The 858-nt window shown below is 66.8% G+C and carries 1 protein-coding gene; it reads right to left on the bottom strand.

All coding sequences use genetic code 11. The annotated features are described in order from the left end of the window. Positions 1-75: 75 nt before the first annotated feature. A complete protein-coding gene (locus IE142_RS34935) occupies positions 76-795 on the bottom strand; it encodes an IS6 family transposase (RefSeq protein ID WP_191889423.1) in 720 nt (239 codons plus the stop codon). Positions 796-858: the final 63 nt, after the last annotated feature.

Raw genomic sequence — 858 nt, forward strand, 5'->3', positions numbered from 1 at the left:
GGCGCTGTCACGTTGTTGGGCGGGCGGTCTCTGATGGTGAGTCACGACCTGATGGGGCCTGGTTCCGGGCTGTGCTCAGGCCGCGGTGGCGAGGCCGGCGACGCCGGTGATCTGCTCCCAGATCGCGAAGCGGATGGCCATCTCGGCTCGGTAGTCGTGTGCGGTCGTCAGGTGGCGGCGGGGGCGGAAGTGGGGCGAGATGCCGCTGAACGCGGACAGGAATCGTTGGGCTCCGCCCACGGAGCGGAAGCCTTTCATCGCGCGTTCGCGCTGCCTCGTTGGCTGGTGGCTGTTCTCCGCCCGGTTGTTGAGGTACTTCGACTGCCGGTGCTCGACGCAGGGCATGACCTCGCGGTGGGCCGCGCCGTAGGAGCGGAGCTTGTCGGTGACGATCACCCGCGGCACCGTGTGAGTCCTCTTCATCAGGCGGCGGAAGAAGCGCCTGGCCGCGGTCTTGTCCCGGCGGTCCTGCACCAGGACGTCCAGCACATTGCCGTCCTGGTCGACAGCCCGCCACAGGTACTTCCGTTCCCCGCTGATCTTGAGGAAGACCTCGTCCAGGTGCCATGTGTCACCAGGCCGGGGCTGCCGACGGCGCAGCGCGCTCGCGTACTGCTGACCGAACTTGGCACACCAGCGGCGCACCGTCTCGTAGGAGACGGTGATCCCGCGCTCGAGCATAAGCTCCTCGACCTCGCGGAACGACAGCGGGAAGCGGTGGAACAGCCACACGCAGTGGGAGATGACCTCGACCGGATACCGGTGGCCCTTGTACGACGGCGACACGACCCCCACGGACGACCCTTCCCAGGCTGATCAACCAGGAGATCATCCTCACCGATCAGTCAACGTGACAAC

The organism is Streptomyces mutabilis (assembly GCF_014649815.1).
Taxonomy (GTDB): domain Bacteria; phylum Actinomycetota; class Actinomycetes; order Streptomycetales; family Streptomycetaceae; genus Streptomyces; species Streptomyces mutabilis.